The sequence below is a fragment of the Shewanella sp. SNU WT4 genome (genome assembly GCF_006494715.1).
Taxonomy (GTDB): domain Bacteria; phylum Pseudomonadota; class Gammaproteobacteria; order Enterobacterales; family Shewanellaceae; genus Shewanella.
In genome coordinates, this window is the sequence record NZ_CP041151.1 from 994,542 (window position 1) to 1,011,603 (window position 17,062).

Genomic DNA, 17,062 nt, shown 5'->3' on the forward strand with positions numbered 1-17,062 from the left:
CGCTATCGATACTTACGAAATGCAGCCTCATAGAACATCTACCATTCATGATTCCAGATACCGCAGAATTATTGATCTTTTAACACAAGCTCGAAAAGAGAAGGGTCTTCCACTGCTAGAGCTTGTTCAAAAGTTAGGGTTTACACAACCTGACATTTCAAAGATTGAAACGAAGGTAAACATCATTGAATTTTTAGGTTTTCTTGAGGTTATATCTGGTAAAGGCAGTGACTTCGTAAACCAAACATGGAAGAAAATCAATGAGTGTCGCAGTCAATTCAAGTCAAGCGAATATTGTTCTCAGGTCAGCAATTACTGATGTAACCCAAAATAGTTGGGTACCAAATAGCCTCCAATCGAAACAAATTGAGGATGTCATTCTTGGGACGCATCTTACATATCGTTATATATTAACAACAGGATTAATTGCGAAGGCAACCAATGAGAGTTGTAATGCTGTAACTCTACAAGCTGGTTCAAGTCTTCAAGGGGCTTATGATGCACGTTCGATTTGTCATGGTGTTTTGGTACCGATAGAGCGAGAGTTGCTTGGAGGAAGGCTAGGTGAGTCCAATGAACCTTTCTTGAATAAGCCAGCTCGTTATCCAGAGCTTTCGACTTCAAACGCAGTAAGAAGAGGGAATGATGCTCGATTACTAGAAACGACCATCAGTGTATTGAGTAGTCTTACTTCTTCAGAACATGCCTATCAGTGTTTAAAAGATTGTGTTTACTACATATTTCAGCGCAAATCTCGAAACTTGTCTGATTATCTAACCTCAAACGATTCTTCATTACAACAGACTTCTTTAATTCGCTTTGCTGATGAACTGCTAAGTCAGTCTTTTGAGGGGGAAACGTGTGCTCTTCTCGTTGGTGCTACATACAATGCCATGGGGCTTGCTCAGTCTAGAAATTTTGATGTAAAGGTTCATAAAGTGAATCAAGCTGGATCGTCATCTAAAGAAGTGTCGGATGTTGATGTATATGAAAATGGAATATTAATCCATACTATCGAAGTTAAAGACAAAACATTCACACTAGAAGATGTTCAGCACGCTATTAATAAGGCTGTTATGTCAGGAAGTAAGTCTCTAGTCTTTGCTGTTGGGCCAAGAGGGTCACTACAGGGGAGTAGTTGGGCAGAGTTGACCCAATGGTGGAGTCAACGAGGTGTTAACTTGTACTTCGTTAATGTTTTAGAACATTTTGTTTCGACCTTATCAAGCGTTCCAAGCATAGATATTCGTTCGGTTCTAGAGGTGATTAATTATCATGCGGATCAGTCTAAGATTAAAGATGATACATTTGAACATTTGGTGCAATGTTCAAAGGCTGTAATGTCTTAGGTATAGGGATGAATCGTTGCCGCTTGAACTAATTGAAAGTTAAAGCGGCTTACTTGTTAGTTCAGGTATCTTCCAGAGTAAGCTTAATGCTATCAGCAATGTCAGAGACGATATGCTTGGTGGCTATCAAAAACAACAACATTTCAACGTGGTATGGCTCAGGCTGCCCATATACTTCCTTTGAAAGTACTTTCATTAAAGAACAGTATTCAAAATATGCTGTTTTGTGGCTTTTTATACTTACATTTTTATTTGATAAGTTGAATATGGTCATTAAGTCAAATTTAGCTAATTCTGCGTTACGCCCTGATGGTTGTGGGTATAAATTGGTTGCATTGGTATGTTTGAATAACAACCAGTTTAAACTGTAAATTACCCTAGAATCATAGATGGCATATTCATTGTGATTCACAAAGGATGCTACCTTTGAAATAGAAGATATTACGGAAAACGTAGGTCGTGTTAATTTGCAAGCTTTTAGCTCTGAATCCAACTTTTGAAGTAATGAATCATTGCGCTCATTTGATTTAAAAGAGCGTATCCCCCCCCCCAACTTTGAATGATCCAGTATTTACTCTCTAAAGAATCGTCCGTTGGTATGTAATCTTTATAATGGTGTTTAAGATATATGTTTCGTTCATATTGGTTTGAAAGGTTATCAGGGAAAATTAAAGGACAATTCTCTGGGATGTCCCAGTCAAAATATTTGGTTAACGGGTATGCTTGAGCTAGTGTTTTTAGAATTCTTGTAAGGTTTTCCAATCTTAGTATCTCCACTTTAATCACGGAAGTCGTCGGCAGACACATTGACACGCAAAGTGTTGGCGATGTTCCAGAGCTGTTTTTGTTATTCTTGTTGGTGGTCACGAACCATGATGTGCCTATGGTTAGGTTATGACGTTTTTTGCCCATATTTTACCCAAAATCTAGGTTTTTGTCTTTGAACACCACATATAATCACAGTGCTAAAAATATTTTGGGGCAGACAGTTAGAGAGGGCTAGAGAGCTGTTCAGTTTGAGGTAGGATAGAAGGTTTTGCAGGGTGAGATCGTGTATTGCGCGACAATTACCCTGACCGGTTCAGCGACAATTAGAATGGCCGGTTGATCTGATACATTCTGGACAAAGATTCTAAGGGAGTTCTTTGTGCCAGGTCATCGAATTACAGATCAACAAATAAGGCTATTTATGTCTAAACGAAAAGATCACCTTCAAGTTACTGCGGCGAGCAAAGCTGGCATTTCGGAACGCTCTGCAAGACGAATTGAATCCGGCCAGCGACAATTAGGCCCATCAAAACCTCGAAACTACCGTACTCGTACCGACCCCCTAGAACTTGTATGGGACCCCGTCGTTTTACCACTCCTACAACTTTCTGACACTATTACTCCTGTTGGCGTGTTTGATTATCTTTGCGAAGAATATTCAGATGTTTTCGCTGTAACGCTAAGGCGAACCCTTGAGCGACGTATTCAAAAATGGCGACAGATAAATGGCCAAGATAAAGAGGTTATTTTTCGCCAAGTTAAAGAATTCGGTCAGTTGGGGATCATGGATTTCACTTGGGCGGATTTCATTGTCACGATTAGAGGAACAACTCTTAAGCATCGATTTTTTAACTATCGATTACCTGCAAGTGGTTGGAGTTACGTTCAAGTCGTATACGGCGGAGAAAGCTTCGTAGCTGTTGCTACAGGCTTACAAAATGCCTTTGAACAATCAAATGGTGTTCCACAGGAAGTCAGAACGGATAGCTTGAGCGCTGCTTATAAAAACCATTCCAACGAAACATTATTTACTGAACGATTTTCAGAATTATCGATTCATTATGGTTTCAAACCTTCTAAAAATAACACCGGCATTGCCCATGAAAATGGTGCCATTGAAAGCGCCAACAATCATCTAAAAAACCAAATCCGACAAGCTTTGGCTATTCGAGGTTCAAGTGACTTTGATAGCATTGACGAGTATGAAACATTTATTGATGACGTCGTCCAAAGACGTAATCGCCGTATTATGGCACTTCTCATCGATGAGCAACGACAATTACAACCCTTACCTAAATTTGAAAGTGTTAATTACGAAATTTACCCAGTAAAAGTATCGAGCACCAGTACGTTTCAGTTAAAACGAGTGACTTATTCAGTACCATCCAGACTCGTCGGTGCAACATTGCGCGTGCATCTTTTCGATAAAAAATTAGATATCTATTGCCATGGAGTGCACACCGCCACGCTCACTCGCGTACATACGTCAGCAAATAATCGCGGTCATCAAATTAATTATCGTCACTTAATCGGTGCACTAGTGAAAAAACCTCGAGCATTCAGGGGGTGCCAATGGCGAGACCAATTGCTTCCAAATGAAGACTATCGCCAAATATGGAAGAATGTCGATGCTCTACTAAGTGCTGATGAAGCAAGTCTTTATATGGTTAGGTTACTCAATATCGCCAGTAAATCAGATCGTGAAGAAGCGGTAGGAAGATTCGTTCTCGAAGGGATAAACCTAGGGCAACGGCCAAACATAGTTGACTGTGAAGAACGTTTTTTAAAAGACGAAGAGTGGGAATTTAACCCTAAAGTACAACAACATAGCTTAGCGTCTTATCAGCAAATTCTTGACGAGGTGAATGAATATGTCAGTTGAAACGTTGCCTATTATTCTCAAAGAGCTTCGGCTAGTGAGCTTACTTCCACATTGGCAACCGTTGGCTGAGAAAGCACGAGAGCAGCATTGGCCGGTGGAGCGTTACTTAGCTGAATTATGCCAATTAGAACTCAGTTGCAGAGAACAAAAGCGATTGCACCGAGGCTTAAAAGAAGCAACGTTACCAATAGGTAAATATCTTGATACCTATGATTTTAGCGAGGTTGAAGGCTTATCCAAGAAGCAAGTCTGGCATTTAGCCGATAATGCTGAGTGGTTGAAAACAGGAGATAATATCTTGCTGTTCGGTGCCAGTGGTTTAGGTAAAACACATATTGCCGCTGGACTTGGTTATCGTCTTGTAGAGCAAGGGCATAGAGTTAAATTTATGAGTGCGAGCCTACTTGTGCAGCACCTGCAAAAAGCGAAAGAAGAGCTGAGATTGCCAGAAGCCCTAGTCAAATTGGACAGATTTGCAGTGTTAATCTTAGACGATCTAGGCTACGTGCAAAAAAGTACAGAAGAAACTAGCGTCTTGTTCGAGCTTATCGCGCATCGTTATGAAAGATATAGCCTAATAATAACCTCAAACCAATCATTCGAAGATTGGGATAAGTTATTCAGTGACACCGTGATGACCGTAGCTGCAATCGATAGGCTGATCCACCACGCGAAAATTTTGCAATGCAAAGGAGAAAGCTACAGGCGAAAAGAAGCCCAAAACAAACTAAATTAAACCGAGTCTCAACCGGCCAAGTTAATTGTCGCTGGATCGGCCAAGCTAATTGACGCGCTATAATCGTGAACATTTTGTTAAAAAACTAAGATTTGACCTTCAAAGCACGTTGTGATCTTATACTCCCTTTTACGGGGTGCTCACCATGAATACCAATGCTTTTTCTCAATATTTCGGCAAAATAGAAGACCCACGACAGTCTCAAAAAATTCAATATCCGCTTTTTGATATTCTCTTTTTAACCGTCATATCGGTGATTAGCGGGGCTGAAGGCTGGCAAGATATTGAGGACTACGGGAAAGGCCACTTGAAATGGTTCCAAAACAAAGGGTTATTCAGACAAGGTATCCCTGTTCACGATACCATCGCGCGGGTGATAGCGAGCATTAAACCAACCCTGTTTCAACAGTGCTTTCTCGATTGGATTAAGGCGGTTAACAAGCTGACTGAGGGCGAACTGATTGCCATCGATGGTAAAACATTGCGCGGCTCTTACAACCGTGATCAGCGCCGCTCGACGATTCACATGGTGAGCGCCTTTTCATCCGCCAACAAGCTTGTACTTGGCCAGATGAAGACGTCAGAGAAATCGAATGAGATAACGGCCATCCCAGAGCTGCTTAAGTTATTGGATATCAAGGGTTGTCTGGTTTCAATCGATGCAATGGGTTGTCAAACGAACATTGCCAGCACGATTATCGCACAAGAAGGTGACTACTTATTAGCCGTAAAAGACAATCAGCCTACGCTAGCAAAAGCCGTCACAGCAACGATGAATGCGCATATTTCACAACGAATTGAAGCTAACGAAGTGCAGTTAGAGCAAGCACATGGTCGGGTTGACATTCGGGAGTATCATGTTGTCTCGGGAGAAAAAATTGCCCATGACTTTCCAGAATGGAAACACATAAAAAGCATCGGCGTCGCGATTGGGTATAGGCAGCCCAAAACAGGGAAAGCGTCATTGGATTATCGTTACTACATCAGCTCGGCAGCGCTTAGCGCGGAACAATTCGCAGAGGCAGTGCGCAATCACTGGGGAATAGAAAACAGCTTACACTGGGTGCTTGATGCAAGCATGAATGAGGATGCTTGTCAGATTTATCGCGGTAATGCGGCGGAGAATTTAGCGTGTGTACGACACATTGCGCTGAATGCGTTACGGAAAGAAAAGTCGAATCTTAGCGTTCGACGTAAACAGAAAAAAGCGTGGATGAAACCGGAATATGCGGAGCAAGTTTTAGCGGCAGGATTCGATGTGAGTAAAAAATAGACGCTCATGCTCTCGCCCTGGAAGGTTTTGAGGGGAGGGCTAAAGCGAATGTTATTTTTGGGAGGAGGGGAGCCTGTTTTAATAACTGGCTCAAGCTCTAGGGCATTCCGTTCTTTCAGTTGATTGAATAAACGTAAAGAACGGAATAAACGGGTTTAGGAGTTACGTGTGAGTGAGAATAAAGTAAACTTTTTTCCGTCCAGTTTTTCCACCCATCTTAAATCCAATAAGTTTACCAGAAATTTTATCAATTATTTCAATACACTTATCGCGACCGTAATCTGTGTTATTGATGAGTAAATCCCTTAGCTCAGTTTTATCCATATTAATACGACCTAACGAGTTTTTAATTAAAGAGATAGCATCGTGGTGCTTATTAAGGTAGCTGTTGTAGTTATGCTCTTCAGAACGCAAAATCATCTCTCTTGTATACGTATCAGAATCTACATTGTGGACAGAGTTAACCATATCGAGGTACGGCATACTTTCTGCTTTTGTATAAACGTAGGTGAGTTCGAGTGCGTTATTTCCCCGAAGTTTTTGATTAGTCAGCTTGATGTGTTTCGTTTGTAGTCCTGATTTGTCGGTGTTTTCGTCTTCAATGTCCATCATGTAGATGCAATCAACATCCTCAATAAGATCTGACGTACCAGAGTAAACAAGATTATTATTCATATCTCGATTTTTGTTGGTATGACCTAGCCCTATAAATGTCCCTCCTTTAAGAATAAACTCGCTTACTTTAATACCAAAGTTACGCATGTTTTTCTTGTCCATGGTGTCGGCGAACTTTTTCAGAGTATCGACAATAAGCACTACATTTTTCGCATCATCATCGGCCGCTAATCCATCCAAAATTCCTAATAGTGAATGTGATTTGAAGTGGTTGTAACCGGGAACCAGAGTATGGACTCCTATGGCGGCTAAAATTTCTGTTTTTTCAATGATGCCACTTTGAGAGTCATCTGCATTAACATAGAAGACAGATAACCCATCAAGAAGCCCTGTTGTGTGGGCTTGTTTAAGCTGGTTGATGATTAGCAGGGTTTTACCTGCGTTAGGTGGTGCGAAAAGGATGTTTGATTGTCCTTTGAGAACGAGCCTATCAAAAATAAAGGAGCTTTCAGCTGCGTCTTGTTTGATCTTATCTAAGTCGTTATTGATAGAGAAAGAGTTGAGCATTGATAATGTATTTGTCTGATGCATGTTTTTCATTTTAGTTTTGTTATGAAAATAGGATGCACCTTTCGTCTATTAAAAGGTGCAAGGTAGGAAGAATGCTATGCTGCTAAACGACTTGGCAGGGTCGGATAGTAGCGAAGATAAAAATTATTGAGAATGTCGAGGGATCTATGACCTGATACCTTTGAAATAGCTGATAGCGACCAACCAGCTTCGTAGAGTCGGCATAAAGCCTCCGCCCGAAGGTCCCGAAAATGTAAATCTACTATGTCGAGTGATTTATTCAATCTACGCCATGCGGCACCGACTGACCTTGGGTTATAGGGGAAAATTGGGTCAATATCTCTCCCGCGAGGCTGACGCATAATGATTTCAATCGATTTGGCTGAGAGTTTAAATCGCGATGTAACAGTTGTTCCTTTCTTTGGATTTTTTCTATTACGTATTGTAAGTAAGCCGCTATTGGCGTCCCAATCCCCCCATGTTATTTTGTTCCCACAAATTTCACCTAACCGAGCAGCTGTTTCACAGGCAAATTCAAAGATGTCGAGCATTGGTATAGTTCGTGGTTTGGCAAGCTCTTCGTTTTTGAGTGTTATAGTGATTTTTGTTAGTTCGTCGCTAGTTGGGCGACGGGTACGAGCGTTGCTTCGTGCTATGTACCCTTTACGTCTAGCAGTCGAAATTGCATTTGAATATGAACCTAAATTGATGCGATAACGCAGAATCGTCACACAGTCTTTTAGTGCGGAATTCAAAATAGATAGATTATTTGCAGTGGTTTGTGGTTTTACCCGCCACTCATTACTCATATCAGCGGCTAGAGAATACCAATGAGCTTCATGGAGGTTATCAGCTGGAGCTAACCCAAACGGGGTGTTTGCAATGCGTTTTAGCAGAGATGCAGCTTTGGTATTAATACCACTTTTTGTTTGGATGTTGGTCAAATAATCATTGATAACAACGCGAATGGTACAGTATTTTTTTTCCCCATTTAAAAAACTATAACCACCTGTTTTAAAATGATTTTCTAAATTCTCTTTAAAGATTTTTGCTTTTTTTTGTGTTGGGAACGTACGTGATTTCTGACTTAAAACCTGACCACTATCAACAGTACGTACGCGAATTTTATGCTTTGTACATGAAGGCATACTAGGTCGCACTTTTTCTACAGTAACTCGAAGCATTTCTATCCTCATTCATTGGATTCTTTGTAGCTAATCGAAATGCTATTAAATAATTTTTTAAGTGTAAATTATTGAAAATGGGCGTGAATACACGCCCATTTTGTTTTCGCTTTATTGGATTAAATCGTATGCAGGATGTATATAATTCACTTACTTAACGTGAATAAAATAGAATTTAGGAGCAATAAAAATAATTCTTGACATGTAGATAACTCAGTTTTTCACTGTTTTTTTTGTGACTTCCATTGATAATTTTGAAAATAACTGCATGTTTATAAATTAAAATTATGTGTGGTAACTCACGAATCCAACAAAATTTAACGTTGATGTGACTTAGCAACTCCTACTCTTAGATAGATGTTATTCAAAACATTGATATCTCTATGCCCCGTGATTTTAGAGATTTCTACGATATTTAAGCCTCTTTCAAATAATTGACAAGCACCCTCGGCTCTGAGATCGTGGTAGTGTAGGTTTTCAATATTGTGTTGTTTGCAGATTTGCAGCCACGCAGCTCCGATTGATTGTGAATTAAATGGAAAAATTTTTTCGCCGACTTTAGGTTGGCGTTTAATGATATCAATGGCTTCTGGGAATAGAGGGATAGTGCAGTGATTGCCGCGTGTATTACGCGGATCTTTACGATCTCTAATAGTTAAAGTAGCCGCCCGTTCATCGAAATCCTCCCACGTTACACGAGTTACCTCGCCGAGGCGCATACAGGTTGATATTGAAATATGAAATATATCTACAAGGGGGATGTGTGATGCTCTGTGAGACTGCCTTTGTCTTAAACCCTCTTCAGCCATCTTTAGTTCTAATTTAGTTGGCCGCCGATCTCTTTTATCACTTCGACCAATAAGACCATATTTGACGAGAGTCGGAATTGCTTCGTTGTGGGCATGGATATTCGCTTTGTAACCGAACATAGGCCCAGCTACGTTAATTACGCTGCGCAGGTAAGTTACATCTTGATACACGGTTTGCGGAAGCGGTGCAGTAGGCTCATTTAGACGCTCTCTACAGTGTCTTACAAGATCTGTGGGAGTGAGTTCATCGGCTTTCACCAATGCTATGTCGTAACTGCGTAAACGTCTAAGCACTGCTGTTTTAGATCGTCCGAGATTTCTTGAAGTAAAAGCATCATTTAGGTATAGCGTGATGAGATCACCAATAAGGATGCTTTTATTGGGTATATCAACATTGGGAATCCCACTTTCATCCAGCTCTTTAATAATTCCCTTTGCCCATCCAAGAGCTTCTGATTTTTTATCAAAAGTCTTAGATTTTCCAAAAATACGCTTGTTGTTTCGCGACGCGCGCACTCGTGCTTTATACCTAATCCCTGTTTTTCGTTGAATTGTTTCGATATTTATCGTTGCCATTGTAACCTCTATAATGATGATGTAGAGGTGCTAAAAGTTATATGTGTTTAGTAGTCGTTGAAGCAATTACGGTAGATAGCTATAATTCGCAGCTTCCGAGGGGCAGCTTATGCCCATCATTCTGCCCCCCTCTGCCCCTTACGCTAAAATAAGCTAAAATCGGACAGAATATGTTGCAATGCCTTTAGATGGTATTTGCTTTAAGTTACTGATACTAAAGGTTTGTAATAATATGCAACTCAACCGCACTTTCTCAATCGCTCCCATGCTAGATTGGACCGATAGACACTATCGTTATTTTGCACGTCTAATGTCGGCCAATACTTTGCTTTATACCGAAATGGTGACCACGGGCGCTATTTTACACGGTAAAGGTGATTACTTAGGTTATAACCAGCAAGAGCATCCGTTAGCCTTGCAGTTAGGCGGTAGCGATCCTGTGAGTTTGGCGCAGTGCGCTAAGCGCGCCGAGGATTATGGTTATGATGAGGTCAATCTTAACGTCGGCTGTCCATCGGATCGAGTACAAAACGGCCGTTTTGGTGCCTGTTTAATGGCTGAACCGCAGTTAGTTGCTGAATGCGTAAATGCGATGCGTGCGCAAGTTTCTATGCCTGTCACTGTTAAGACGCGCATTGGCATAGATGATCACGATAGCTACGAGTTTTTGACTCAGTTTATTGATACTGTCTCTGATGCCGGTTGCGATACCTTTATTATTCATGCGCGTAAAGCATGGCTCAATGGCTTGAGCCCAAAAGAGAATCGTGAAATTCCGCCATTAGATTATGAGCGCGCCTATCAGCTCAAACGAGATTATCCGCATTTGCACATTAGCGTGAATGGCGGCGTGACTTCACTTGCAGAAGCTAAGCTCCATTTGGCGCAGTTAGATGGAGTGATGGTGGGGCGCGAGGCTTATCAGAATCCTTATTTACTGGCAGAAGTTGATAATCAACTGACTGGCACTGACACTCCAGTGTTAACGCGCGATCAAGTGGTTGATATTATGCTGCCTTATATTGAGCAGCATTTAGCCGATGGCGGGCGCTTAAACCATATTAGCCGCCATATGCTCGGTTTATATCAAGGCTTGCCTGGCGCGCGCGTTTGGCGTCGCCATTTAAGTGAGCAAGCCCATAAGCCTGGCGCTGGGATTGAGGTCATGCTTAAGGCGCGTGAGATGATGAATGAGCAAGCTCAGTTAGTCAGTCAGTATTAATAGTTCACTCTTTCTCGCCGATTAATGAGTTAAACCGTAAGTTGTTAGCATTTTTCACTAGTTGCTAACATTGAAGGGGCGAGAGCGGGCGCATAATCTAAGAGCTAGCACTGTCTAGCTCTTTTTTATATCTTAAAAATCATGTGGTTATATTAGCGTTTGGTTTTTTATCTCAATTGGCACGCGTCTTGAATTACCTCTAATGTCAACGATACCTTAGAGGAATAACCCATGAACACCATTACTATCAAATCTATACTGTTAACTATGATGTTGTCACCTGCCGCTTTTGCCTTAGCCAATGATAAAGCGCAAGAGCCATCCATCTTCGCGGAATTAGAGCAAAGTATGGCACTGGCGCAGCAGCAAATGGTTGCTGACGTTACCTCAAACTTGATGGTGACAGGAAGTGATTCTGAATTAATGGTAGCAACTGGGGTTGAGTCTGAATTAGGTTCAAGTATGGCGGATGCGCAGCAAGCCATGCTTAATGATGTGACCTTGTCGTTAGGATTAAAAAATCATATTCAACAAACAGCTAAAGAGCAGCAGCAATTATTTGAAGCCAGTGCAAGTAAAGCTAGCGCGAGCCAAACAGAGGGCCGCGTAGATCTTAACCGAGCCAAGCCATGATGGTTGAGCTAAGCAGGATGCTGTTGTGGTTATGGCTGATGCCAGTAATGAGTTTTTGTATCGTCGGTGTTATCTGTGTAGTCATTGGCCAATCACAGCCGCAGTTACCTTGATTGGCCTAAATAAGAGTTACTTTTTTTGAATAAATTTAGTCAATTTAGTCCGCGCTTCTTCGCCGTGTAAACAAGCGCTAAATTGCTCTAATTCTTGATGCATTTGATGTTGTACTCGGCTCTTATGTGGCCGCATTAACTGGCGAGTGGCTTGTAATGATTGCGGGGGTTGCTGTGCCAAACGTACCGCTTTAGCCAGTGCAAATTCATACAGTTGCGATGCTTCTACAATATCATTGATCATATTGAGCTGCTTGGCGGTTTCAGCGCTAAAACTCTCGCCTAATAGCAATAATTCAGCGGCTTTTTGATAGCCAATTAATTTAGGTAGCAGCAAGGTGGCACCCGCTTCGGGTACTAACGCTAAATTAACAAATGGCAGTTGAAATACCGCGCTGTCATCGGCATAGACTAAATCACAGTGCAGTAATAAGGTGGTTCCTATCCCGACCGCTGAGCCTGACACCGCTGCTACCACAGGCTTTTTAAGCTCTAACAAGCAATACAAAAATCTAACCGCAGGGTGGGTTGGGCCTAAATCGCCATTGTTAAGAAAATCAGCAATATCGTTGCCAGATGTAAAACATTGATTCTTTCCACAGAACATAAAAGCACGAATACCGTTGTCGGCTTCCCCCTCGATCAGGTATTCTGTAACTCGTTTATACATATCAAGATTAAGTGCATTGCGCTTTTCTGGCCGATTAAAGCAAATTATCCTAACGCCCTGTTGATCTTGGACTTGGATATTGTTCATGGGTTGACGTCCTAACGGGAAGGCAAGTAAAAAGGAGTTTATGACATTGAGAACAAAAATTAAACAGCTGTTTACAGCCTTTGGCATCAGTGTTGTGAGTCTTGGAAGTTATGCCGAAGTAACATTTGACCAAGGTCATGTCCGCGCCATGCCGCCTTCAGCCCCTAATACCGCCGCTTATTTGAGTTTATCTAATCAAGGGGATAAAACCGTCAAGCTGGTAGGTGTAAGGACTGATATCGCCCGTGAGTCGCAGCTACACACTATTATCGAGCAAGATGGTGTGGTTAAAATGCGCCAAATCCATGAGTTAACTATTGCGCCGCAGCACAGCTTAACCTTAAGCGCTGGCGGCGATCATATTATGCTGCTCGGACTTAAGACACCGCTGACGCTTGGTCAATCCGTTGGCTTGCAATTGCAATTTGATGATGGTCAAACCTTAGATGTCAGCCTACCTGTGATGGCCATAGGCGCAGAAGAAACTCATCACCAACATCACTAATTTTATTTAGCCAAAGCTACTGTAAAGGACTGATTATGATAGCTCTATCCGCAAAACGTATAATATTGTCCTTACTGGGATTGTTTGTAATTCTTTATGGAATAACTATTTGGTGGAGCGTTGAACCTGACGTGATCCACGCCAAACAGATGAATGACACTCAAAGTAAACCGCTCGTCGGTTACGCCACTACCAGTGCCTTGATTGACACTATGGAGACCTTACTGACTAAACCCGGTGGTTGGCAGTCTAACGATATCTTGCTGCCGACTGTGATGATGGATGATATGGCGTCGTTTGAGTTCGGTGCGCTTGAGCAAGTGCGCGATCTTGCGGGTGTCATGCGTAAAGAATTTAGCCGCAGTCAATCGCAGTCATCGGCCGACCCAGATTTGTTAGGCGCGCATTCTAAACTGAATATTTCCCACACTAGCTGGCTAGTACCAAGTTCAGAAAGTGAGTATCAAGATGCGGTTAAATTATTGAAGCTGTATCGCGCGCGCATGGCTGATCCTGATAATCAGGACGCCCAGTTTTACGCCCGCGCTGACAACCTCAATGAATGGCTCAAAGAAGTGCAAAAGCGTTTAGGCAGCTTGTCACAAAACTTATCGGCGAGTGTGGGCCAAGATAGATTAAATACTGATTTAGCGGGCGATTCTGGCGCGCGCCAATCAACCCCGTCACATGGCACTACGCAAGTGAAAACTAGCTGGTGGCGTATTGATAATGTCTTTTATGAAACTCGTGGCTCAGCGTGGGCACTGCTGAATTTTATGAAAGCGATTGAAATCGATTTTGCCGATGTTCTAAAGAAGAAAAATGCCGAGGTGAGCTTACGTCAGATTATTCGTGAGCTTGAGGCAACTCAGCAACCTGTATGGTCGCCGATTATTTTAAATGGCAACGGTTTTGGCTTTGTGGCCAACCATTCATTAGTCATGGCGAACTATATTTCGCGCGCCAATGCTGCTGTCATTGATTTAACTAATTTGTTAACACAAGGGTAATTATGAAAAAAGTATTATTAGTCAGTTCTTTATTTGCTGCCATGGCAGCAGGTAGCGCATCAGCTGATACCTTACTGGGCTTTAAAGTCGGTGCTGATTACTGGATGGCTGACACCAGTGGCACTTTTGCTAATGAAGGCGCAATTCAGCCTAATTACAACTTCGATTCATCATCGCAAGGAAGTTTATGGTTTGCCTTTGAGCATCCAATTCCGCTGATCCCGAATGTATTAGTGCGTGAAAATCGCGTTAAAGATGATTATTCAAGCGCAGCTACCTCAGGTAAGGTTGATTTAAGTAATACTGACTATGTGCTGTATTACGAACTGCTCGACAATGACTTAGTCTCGTTAGATGTGGGCGGCGCTTATAAGTTAATGCATGGTAGTTATCGCACTACGCTTAGCAATACTGACATAGATTCAGGCATAGTTATGGCTTATGCCAATGCCATGGTAGGTATTCCTGGTTTAGGTTTATTTGGCTTTGCGGATGTGATGGCTGGGCTTAATGAAACTAGCGTTCATGACGTGCAGTTAGGTTTAGGTTGGAAGTTTGATGGCGCGCTATTAGATACCAGCGTGCGCGTTGGTTATCGCCAGTTTAACTTTGATGCCAATGATTTCTCTGGCGCCAATTCTGACTTGAAGTTTGATGGTGTGTTTGCCGGTGTTGAATTAGATTTCTAAAACAACGCATGACTAACACCCATAATAAAAAAACCGCCAGTGTGGCGGTTTTTTTGTATCACTACTTCATGATTAATGAGTAGTCAGAGCTTAAGCTTGTGGCGGCGCAGAGGTGGTGGTGGCTTGAGATAAGCCATTGTTAATAGCCACTACATCGGCCTCAGTTAAGGTACCTGCTGCTTGTTTCAAGGCCAAAATAGACTTGATATACGAGTAGCGTGCATCAGATAACTGACGCTTAGAGTTATATAAATTCACTGTGCTATTTAGCACGTCAACTATGGTACGAGTACCAACTTCAAAACCGGCTTGAGTCGCTTTTAAGGCACTTTCAGATGAAATGACCGTTTGCTCATAAGCGCGAATCGAGCTGATAGAGGCATCAACGTTGTTATAGTTATTGCGGATGTTTTTTACGGTAGCGCGATAAGTCTGCTCTAATCTTTCACTCGCATTAACAAAGTTAAATTGGGCTTGATCAACTTGCGAGCTCACTTTAAAGCCTTCAAAAATCGGTACGCTTAACTGTAATGCCACATTAGTCGTGCCATTATCGTTAGTGCCACCTGGGTAGTTATTGCTGCCATTACGATCAAGGTTGGTGTTATAGCCAGCATTTAAATTTAATGATGGTAAGTGACCCGATTTAGCCAGTTCAATTTGCTCTGTCGCAATTTCTTTACCAATGCGCTGGATAAGCAAATCAATGCTATTGGTTTCGGCCATCTTCAGCCACTCATTTGAGCCTTCTGGCGCAGGTTTGGCGGCGGAAAAACGCTGAGTATCTAACAAATTAATGCTGTCGTAATCAAGACCTGTGATTTCTTGCAGGGCTTGATAGCTATTTTGCAGGGTGTTTTCCGCTAAGATTTCTTGGGCGCGGGCTAAGTCATATTGAGCTTGAGCTTCATGCACATCGGTAATTGCAGTTAAACCAACGGCAAAGCGCTGTTTAGTTTGCTCTAGTTGACGACCAATGGCAGACACTTCCGATTGCTGGAACACTAACGCATCTTTAGCGCTTAAGACGTCAAAGTAGGCACTAGTGACGCGAATAATTAATGATTGCAGTGCAGAAGCGTAAGATGCGTCAGCTTGTGACGCTGCCTTTTCCGCTAAGCTCAAGCCAACCCATGCACTATGATTATAAATGACTTGATTTAAGGTTACGCCACCAGTGAAACCGCCGGCATTATAAGAGGCATTGGTGTCATCGTTTTCATCAACCCAGCTTTTACCGTAACCTACATTGGCAGATAAGCTTGGTAATAAAGGCGCGCGCGAGGTCTCAATTTGTGAATACAATGAATCACGTTGAGCTTGTGCTTGCAGGACGATAGGATCGTTAGTTAGGGCTTTTTGATAGACCTGCAGTAAATCGTCAGCATAACTAGCACTGCTAATAGCAGCTAAGGTCATGGCGGCGCAGAGGGAACTGATGTTAAGTTTCATGGGTTGTCCTTTGGTGAGACGCAGTTCATCAGCCTCTGCTGATGAAATGACAATATAATTAGTCGAAATTATGCCTTTTCACAAGGTTTATTAGGACATTTCAATGCGTCAATAAGGTAAATTTAATATTTCTATTAGCAAGTTAGCATAGATAATAAGTAATCATTTTCATTCAAGTCAAATGTCAAGTGTAACAGATTTTATTAGGGGCTTTAGCTTTCTACTCTGAGGGCCTAATAATGGCTAGTCATTGAGCTTAAAGGATAAAGGAAACTTTATGTCAGCAGTGAAGGATTCACCCATGGAAACCATGACCGCCTTTGGCAACGACGATGTAGAAGTCATTAGTCAGCGCCCGTTATATCAAGGTTTTTTTCAGCTGCAAGAGTACCGCTTTCGGCATAAATTATTTGCCGGCGGCTGGAGTGAAGAAGTGCGCCGCGAAGTATTTGAGCGCGGCCATGCAGTAGTGGTTCTGCCTTATGATCCGGCGCGCGATCAAGTGGTCTTAATTGAGCAAATCCGTATTCCAGCCTTAGCCACGTCATCGCGACCTTGGTTGCTTGAATTAGTGGCGGGCATGATAGATGCGGGAGAAACGCGCGATGATGTGGCTGTGCGCGAATTGTTTGAGGAAACAGGGCTTGAATGCAGTGCTATGACAGCCGTCAGTCAGTATTTACCTAGCCCTGGCGGCTGCTCTGAAAGATTATATTTTTACTGGGCCAAGATAGATGCGAGTAAAGCCCAAGGCTTGCACGGCTTATGTGATGAGCATGAAGATATACGCCTGCATGTGATGTCGCGCCAACAGGCATATACTTTACTTAAGCAAGGGCAAATAGATAACGGCGCCACTGTGATTGGTTTGCAATGGCTGCAGCTTAACTATCAAGAGTTGTCATAAGCCTTGCATGGA

Annotated in this window: 16 protein-coding genes; 10 read left to right on the forward strand and 6 right to left on the reverse strand. The window is 42.2% G+C overall.

Features of this window, described 5'->3' with window-relative positions; all coding sequences use genetic code 11:
• Positions 1–260: 260 nt before the first annotated feature.
• Entirely contained in the window at positions 261–1,349 is a 1,089-nt protein-coding gene (locus tag FJQ87_RS04500; RefSeq protein WP_140930931.1) for a restriction endonuclease, SacI family, read from the forward strand.
• A gap of 61 nt (positions 1,350–1,410) precedes the next feature.
• Here the strand turns inward: FJQ87_RS04500 and FJQ87_RS18660 are convergent, their stop codons facing one another.
• Complete coding sequence (locus FJQ87_RS18660; RefSeq protein ID WP_206194367.1) at positions 1,411–1,761, reverse strand: hypothetical protein; 351 nt, start codon at positions 1,759–1,761, stop codon at positions 1,411–1,413.
• Between the two features lie 735 nt (positions 1,762–2,496).
• Here FJQ87_RS18660 and istA point away from each other — a divergent pair.
• The 3 genes from istA (at position 2,497) to FJQ87_RS04520 (ending at position 6,008) form a co-directional block, all read left to right on the forward strand.
• A complete protein-coding gene (gene istA / locus FJQ87_RS04510; protein WP_140930934.1) occupies positions 2,497–3,999 on the forward strand; it encodes an IS21-like element ISSba11 family transposase in 1,503 nt (500 codons plus the stop codon).
• On the forward strand, positions 3,989–4,735 hold the full coding sequence (gene istB / locus FJQ87_RS04515) for an IS21-like element ISSba11 family helper ATPase IstB (protein ID WP_011839978.1): 747 nt from the start codon (positions 3,989–3,991) through the stop codon (positions 4,733–4,735). Before istA ends, istB begins: the two co-directional genes overlap by 11 nt.
• Before the next feature lie 145 nt (positions 4,736–4,880).
• Positions 4,881–6,008 (forward strand): ISAs1 family transposase, encoded by a 1,128-nt coding sequence (locus FJQ87_RS04520; protein WP_140930936.1) that lies wholly within the window; start codon positions 4,881–4,883, stop codon positions 6,006–6,008.
• A 162-nt stretch (positions 6,009–6,170) separates the two neighbouring features.
• Here FJQ87_RS04520 and FJQ87_RS04525 read toward each other — a convergent pair whose 3' ends face one another.
• The 3 genes from FJQ87_RS04525 to FJQ87_RS04535 form a co-directional block, all read right to left on the reverse strand.
• Entirely contained in the window at positions 6,171–7,223 is a 1,053-nt protein-coding gene (locus FJQ87_RS04525; RefSeq protein WP_140930938.1) for a hypothetical protein, read from the reverse strand.
• A gap of 65 nt (positions 7,224–7,288) precedes the next feature.
• Positions 7,289–8,389 (reverse strand): site-specific integrase, encoded by a 1,101-nt coding sequence (locus FJQ87_RS04530; RefSeq protein ID WP_140930940.1) that lies wholly within the window; start codon positions 8,387–8,389, stop codon positions 7,289–7,291.
• A 305-nt stretch (positions 8,390–8,694) separates the two neighbouring features.
• Positions 8,695–9,762, reverse strand: a complete 1,068-nt coding sequence (locus FJQ87_RS04535) for a site-specific integrase (protein WP_140930942.1) — start codon at positions 9,760–9,762, stop codon at positions 8,695–8,697.
• A gap of 232 nt (positions 9,763–9,994) precedes the next feature.
• On the opposite strand from FJQ87_RS04535, the gene dusA reads away from it, so the two are divergent.
• Both dusA and FJQ87_RS04545 read left to right on the forward strand, forming a co-directional pair.
• The gene (dusA, locus tag FJQ87_RS04540; protein ID WP_140930944.1) at positions 9,995–10,984 is read left to right on the forward strand and encodes a tRNA dihydrouridine(20/20a) synthase DusA; all 990 of its coding nucleotides are present in this window, start codon (positions 9,995–9,997) and stop codon (positions 10,982–10,984) included.
• Between the two features lie 231 nt (positions 10,985–11,215).
• Positions 11,216–11,617 (forward strand): hypothetical protein, encoded by a 402-nt coding sequence (locus tag FJQ87_RS04545; protein WP_140930946.1) that lies wholly within the window; start codon positions 11,216–11,218, stop codon positions 11,615–11,617.
• Between the two features lie 129 nt (positions 11,618–11,746).
• On the opposite strand, the gene FJQ87_RS04550 is transcribed toward FJQ87_RS04545, so the two are convergent.
• A complete protein-coding gene (locus tag FJQ87_RS04550; protein WP_140930948.1) occupies positions 11,747–12,487 on the reverse strand; it encodes an enoyl-CoA hydratase in 741 nt (246 codons plus the stop codon).
• A 40-nt stretch (positions 12,488–12,527) separates the two neighbouring features.
• Between FJQ87_RS04550 and FJQ87_RS04555 the strand changes: the two genes are divergently transcribed.
• From FJQ87_RS04555 to FJQ87_RS04565, 3 genes are read left to right on the forward strand one after another with little or no spacing between them, the layout of a single operon-like run.
• Positions 12,528–12,992 carry a copper chaperone PCu(A)C gene (locus FJQ87_RS04555; RefSeq protein ID WP_140930950.1) on the forward strand — a complete coding sequence of 155 codons (465 nt, stop codon included), beginning with the start codon at positions 12,528–12,530 and terminating at the stop codon, positions 12,990–12,992.
• Positions 12,993–13,030: 38 nt separating this feature from the next.
• Positions 13,031–14,002, forward strand: coding sequence for a DUF2333 family protein (locus tag FJQ87_RS04560; protein WP_168195241.1), 972 nt, complete (start codon positions 13,031–13,033; stop codon positions 14,000–14,002).
• 2 nt (positions 14,003–14,004) lie between these two features.
• Positions 14,005–14,691: a TIGR04219 family outer membrane beta-barrel protein gene (locus FJQ87_RS04565; protein WP_140930955.1), complete on the forward strand. Its 687-nt coding sequence runs from the start codon at positions 14,005–14,007 to the stop codon at positions 14,689–14,691.
• 90 nt (positions 14,692–14,781) lie between these two features.
• On the opposite strand, the gene tolC is transcribed toward FJQ87_RS04565, so the two are convergent.
• Positions 14,782–16,143, reverse strand: a complete 1,362-nt coding sequence (gene tolC / locus FJQ87_RS04570; RefSeq protein WP_140930957.1) for an outer membrane channel protein TolC — start codon at positions 16,141–16,143, stop codon at positions 14,782–14,784.
• A gap of 277 nt (positions 16,144–16,420) precedes the next feature.
• Between tolC and nudF the strand changes: the two genes are divergently transcribed.
• Positions 16,421–17,050, forward strand: a complete 630-nt coding sequence (gene nudF / locus FJQ87_RS04575) for an ADP-ribose diphosphatase (protein ID WP_240778833.1) — start codon at positions 16,421–16,423, stop codon at positions 17,048–17,050.
• The last annotated feature ends 12 nt before the right edge of the window (positions 17,051–17,062 follow it).

Coding starts and splice junctions, on each gene's coding strand:
- FJQ87_RS04520 (WP_140930936.1), top strand. CDS start 4,881: ATGAATACCAATGCTTTTTCTCAATATTTCGGCAAAATAGAAGACCCA.
- FJQ87_RS04545 (WP_140930946.1), top strand. CDS start 11,216: ATGAACACCATTACTATCAAATCTATACTGTTAACTATGATGTTGTCA.
- FJQ87_RS04555 (WP_140930950.1), top strand. CDS start 12,528: ATGACATTGAGAACAAAAATTAAACAGCTGTTTACAGCCTTTGGCATC.
- FJQ87_RS04550 (WP_140930948.1), bottom strand. CDS start 12,487: ATGAACAATATCCAAGTCCAAGATCAACAGGGCGTTAGGATAATTTGC.
- tolC (WP_140930957.1), bottom strand. CDS start 16,143: ATGAAACTTAACATCAGTTCCCTCTGCGCCGCCATGACCTTAGCTGCT.
- FJQ87_RS04565 (WP_140930955.1), top strand. CDS start 14,005: ATGAAAAAAGTATTATTAGTCAGTTCTTTATTTGCTGCCATGGCAGCA.
- nudF (WP_240778833.1), top strand. CDS start 16,421: ATGTCAGCAGTGAAGGATTCACCCATGGAAACCATGACCGCCTTTGGC.
- FJQ87_RS04500 (WP_140930931.1), top strand. CDS start 261: ATGAGTGTCGCAGTCAATTCAAGTCAAGCGAATATTGTTCTCAGGTCA.
- dusA (WP_140930944.1), top strand. CDS start 9,995: ATGCAACTCAACCGCACTTTCTCAATCGCTCCCATGCTAGATTGGACC.
- istB (WP_011839978.1), top strand. CDS start 3,989: ATGTCAGTTGAAACGTTGCCTATTATTCTCAAAGAGCTTCGGCTAGTG.
- FJQ87_RS04530 (WP_140930940.1), bottom strand. CDS start 8,389: ATGAGGATAGAAATGCTTCGAGTTACTGTAGAAAAAGTGCGACCTAGT.
- FJQ87_RS04525 (WP_140930938.1), bottom strand. CDS start 7,223: ATGAAAAACATGCATCAGACAAATACATTATCAATGCTCAACTCTTTC.
- FJQ87_RS04535 (WP_140930942.1), bottom strand. CDS start 9,762: ATGGCAACGATAAATATCGAAACAATTCAACGAAAAACAGGGATTAGG.